Here is a 4,601-nt window from a genome sequence, read left to right on the forward strand (position 1 = left end):
CAGGTATTTGTAGGGGCGGGTTTAGCCGCTTAATTTTGATGTTTGTGATAAGGTTTCAACAAAACCCGCCCTAGCTCAAAATGGAGGTGTGTTTTAGGCGATCGCTCTTTTGATCAGGGATTGGCGCTAACCGGGAGGGAAAGGGCGATCGCGTGGGAGTCAAGGTAGTTGTAGGGGCGGGTTTAGCCGCTTAATTTCGATGTTTGTGATAAGGTTTCAACAAAACCCGCCCTGGCTCAAAATGGAGGTGTGTGTTTTAGGCGATCGCTCTTTTGAGAAAGAATTAGTGCTTTCTCTATTTATACAGTTTCACAAGTCCCTTTCTTACGGCATTTTGAAATACAGTTGGTACATGAAGCCGACCACTATTAGCAGGAGATTGAGGATTCAAAGGATTAGACATATTAACGTATGCTCGATTGTTATGTACTTCTACATGGGTGTGAGATCCGTAACTTGCACCTGTGTTCCCTTCTTTTCCAATTAAAGAACCTGCTGCAATAGTTTTACCTTGTAAATTCTCATTAATTGAACCTTCGGCTAAATGCCAATAGATGAATGTTTGGTTAAGCTCTTTATTGTAGATGGCAACCGTTCCATTGTATCCCCAATACTTAGAACTAACTTCTTTCCCATTTTTGGCTTCAATTACTTCACCACCAACTAAGGCATAAATTCCCGGGTTACTATCTCCGTCTATCGAATCAACTGCCTCACGAATAATGTGATCGGGATTGTGGCTGTTAGACCCCAATCTATTGTTGATATTGTCTTGATACAGTGCATTCAAGTAGTCAGCATTTGTGTAAATGTAATTTGGATTAGGATTAGTACCACCAGTATTGCGCTTCACCTCCGCATTTAAAACCAAGTGATAGTTTCCGCTATCACCAGATTTAGCCTTGACCCGAACATAGTATTCGCTGTTTGCTTTTAACTCATATTTGTCATAAGTTGACTTCCGATTCCGAGAATTAACTTTCTTCAACTCCTTACCATTCTTGTCATACAAAATTAACTCAACATCTCCCTCCAGAGGTAAACTACCACTACCACTTGGATGACGAACCGAAAATTGCAAGAGGCGAGGATCTGAACCCGTGGAAAATTTGTAGTAATCCAGCTCACCAGTCGGTATTCCTACGTGGTCATTCACCGTAACCCGCTTTCCGCCAATTTGACCCAGATTCCGAGCATCAGATCGAGTCTGCCCTGCTTGATCTAAGTTATGAACAAAGGTGTAAGAAGATGAAGGCATTGATGGCTTAGGAGTCATCACAACCCGATACTCACCAGGGCGAAGAGAATCATAGCGCAATACACTGTTACCAGTGCTATTTGGATTGACAGCAACCCATTGCCCATTCTGTTTTCGGTAAATTTTAGAGGTGTAGTGAATGGAGTCAATTGTCTGACCACGGACATCTCGCACTGCTGTGTGTAGGGTGCGATCTTTCGCATTACTATAAACCCGGAAATTATACTCAAGTTGACCCGTAAAACCCTTAAACTCATGCCGCCCAGATTGCGCCCAGATTTGTTCAAAGTTTAAGACCAGATCATAGTTTGTTCGAGAACCATTCCTTGCGGTGACTTCAATATAGTATTTGCTATTAGGTTTCAGGTTCTCGGCTGCCAATGTAGGCTTGCGATTTACAGAATTAACTGACAATACCTCCTTACCATTAACATCCAACAACCGCATCTTAATGTCACCATCTAACGACCGATTCTTTGTTTCTTGATTCAAATCACTGTATAAACTACGAACCGCGAACTGCAAGACTGGCTGGAAGTTGCTAGTGGTAAAGGCATATAAATCTTTGTCACCCTGCGGAACACCCACATGATCGCTGACAATGATGCGCTTACCATCAATTTTTCCATACTCTCGGTTCAAGTTGCGGGCTTTTGCCAAGCTATCCCCAGCTTGATCCAAATTCACAATCATCCGATAAGGAATATCCGCTTTTTCCTGTTCAACATCCACTTTGATTAGATATTTTCCAGCCGATAAATCCTGGAAACTTGCATAATTGTCATCAGGATTAACGCCAGTCAGGGGAATTTGTTGCAGCCGACCATTACCGAGGTCACGATAGACTGTGGTGCGTAAGTCTGGGTGAGTCAGCACTGTATCTCGCGCCGCCAAATGCATGACATTTTTACTACCCTTTAAATCCACCCAGTATTCGCTACTACCCCGCATATTAGGATAGATGTGACGACCATCCGGAACATCAATAATATTGGCTGTGGGGGTTGGCTGCCAAATTGGAGAAATGGTTTCAGGTAGATCAATGTTAGGGAGTTGATGCCCTGTCCCAGTGAAATAAGGAATTGCTTTATGACCATTCCAAATAATATGACCATTCTTAAAGGTTTGCTTAAGGAATCCATTGCCTAAATCAACAGGCTCACTAATGGCTTGTCCCAATTTAACTTTGTTGGTTTTATAAACATCATCAATTGCTTTTTGAGCAACACTAATTAAAGAATCAGTAGGAGATTGTGCTGATCCTGATGACTTGATCGGAACGACTAAATCATCACTCCAGTGTTTGCCATCGAAAGCAGCAATGACAATTGACTGTTCTTGATCTGGCTCATTTCCAGCAACAAACTGCAAATCTTTAAGTTGACTAGCGTTGATGTACAGGGTTCGAGGTTGTTTCACACCATTTAAGGTGAAATAGCTACCGTCACTACTAGAATCTCGGTTATGGAAGTAGTAACTTTGCATATCATCGCCGTCAGAATCTTGGACGCTGAAGAGGCTTGCTCCAGGAACAGTAGCACCAGGAGATAAAGTAACGTTGTTGATGCTAATCACGGGTAAACGGTTAGTCGCTGCGGAGCCATTGATAGGAAGTGGATTGGCGACAAAATTACCGTATTGACTCCAGTGCTTACCATCAAAAGCCCGAATAGCAAGAGTTTCAGTCTTTCCTGCTTCGCTACTCGCCACAAATTGCATATCTTTCAACTGGCTCGCATTCACATAAATTGAGCCAGATTGCCTTACACCATTAAGCGTGATGTAGCCACTGTTATCACCATGATCTCGGTCGTAGATGTGATAGATCTGCATAGCGTCGCCATCAGCATCATTGACACTAAATAGAGTAGAGAGTGGTACAGTTTCTCCTGGCTTAAATGCGCGATTATGTACAATAATTTCGGGTTGCTTATTTTCCTGGATAGAGCCATTAATGGTCTGAGGATTGATGACAGCATTAATCACTGAACTCCAGACCTTGCCATCAGAAGCCCGAATTGAAAACGTCTGAGTCTTTCCTAGTTCGCTACCGCTCACGAATTGCAAATCCTTGAGTTGGTCGGCATTGATAGTAAAAGAGACACCCGTCTTAACCCCATTTAGAGTGAAGTAGCCACTACCGGGCATTCGATCAGATGAATAAAATTTGTATTGCAGAATAGGATTACCATCTGGATGCGTCACTGAGAAGAAGTTGGCAGCAGGGATAACTTCATTAGGCGAGGCATGAAGATTATGCACTGTCAGAGTGGGATCGCTACTATTGACAGCGCGATCGCCTGTTGTAAAGACCCCTTCACCACCCCAAGTTTCAGGAATTAAGAGATTGGGTGTGATATGTTCCTCTGGCTTCGTAGCTTTCGCTAAATGAACTGCCGCCGCTATATTCAACAAGCCAGCACCTGTCTCAGCATCATGACCCGTACTGCCCAAATCCGTGGCTGTATTCTTAATAATCTCCACCACCTGGCGGTAACTCAACTCAGGATTCGCCGCCCAAACCTGGGACACCGCCCCCGTCACCTTCGCCGTCGCTACAGAAGTCCCCGCCATAGCGCTGGTTCCTTCCCCAGTCAAGGACAACTGGGGATTATCCGCCGTTCCGCCATACGCCATCACATCCAAGCCATGACCATAACTCGAATAATCCGTGCGGTCAGCCCCCTTCCAAACCGACGTTTCCGGGTCAAACTGTTCCGCCGCCCCCACGGTGAGGATATTGTCAAACTCCTGCGAAGCCTGTCCTAATACCGACATCACATCCCCATCATTGCCAGCCGCCACTACCAGCATCACATTATTTTGTCGTGCATACTCGATCGCGGATCGTTCTTGAGGTGTAAACTCATAACGAGTGGTAACGTTTCCATCCGCATCAATTTGGGTTAAATCCATACTTAGGTTAACCACAGCATTGGGTTGACCCGATTCTTGAGCCGCATCGACAAATTCAACTAATGATTCTGCCCATTGACCAGAACCCACAGCACGCCCAACCCAAAGCGGCGCATCATCGTTAATCCCTTCAATGCCAATATCGTTATCTTGAGTCGCCCCAATGATTCCTAATATATGGGTGCCATGTTCATTCCCCTCACCAGCTTCCATCAGAGGGTTATTATCGCCATCAATCCGGTCTTGCCCTAAACTGATTCGGCTATAGTCAATATCAGGGTTATTATCACTGAAACCTGTATCAATAATGCCGACTAACGGCTGATTTTCTGGAGGAAACTCATACTGGACAGGTTCAGCGAGTGCAGAATCTGTTATCGGTTCGGTGATAATTTCACTGGTGTTAACAGGTTCATCGATAACAACA

At 44.4% G+C, this 4,601-nt stretch carries 1 protein-coding gene; it reads right to left on the reverse strand.

The genetic code is table 11. From position 1 onward, the window contains the following. Nucleotides 1-295: 295 nt before the first annotated feature. The coding region (locus tag RH949_RS03225) for a S8 family serine peptidase (protein ID WP_446351907.1) at nt 296-4,601 on the reverse strand (4,306 nt) is incomplete at its 5' end.

Origin of the sequence: Coleofasciculus sp. A1-SPW-01 (assembly GCF_040217205.1) — a bacterium.
In the GTDB taxonomy this organism is placed as follows: Bacteria; Cyanobacteriota; Cyanobacteriia; order Cyanobacteriales; family Coleofasciculaceae; genus Coleofasciculus; species Coleofasciculus chthonoplastes_A.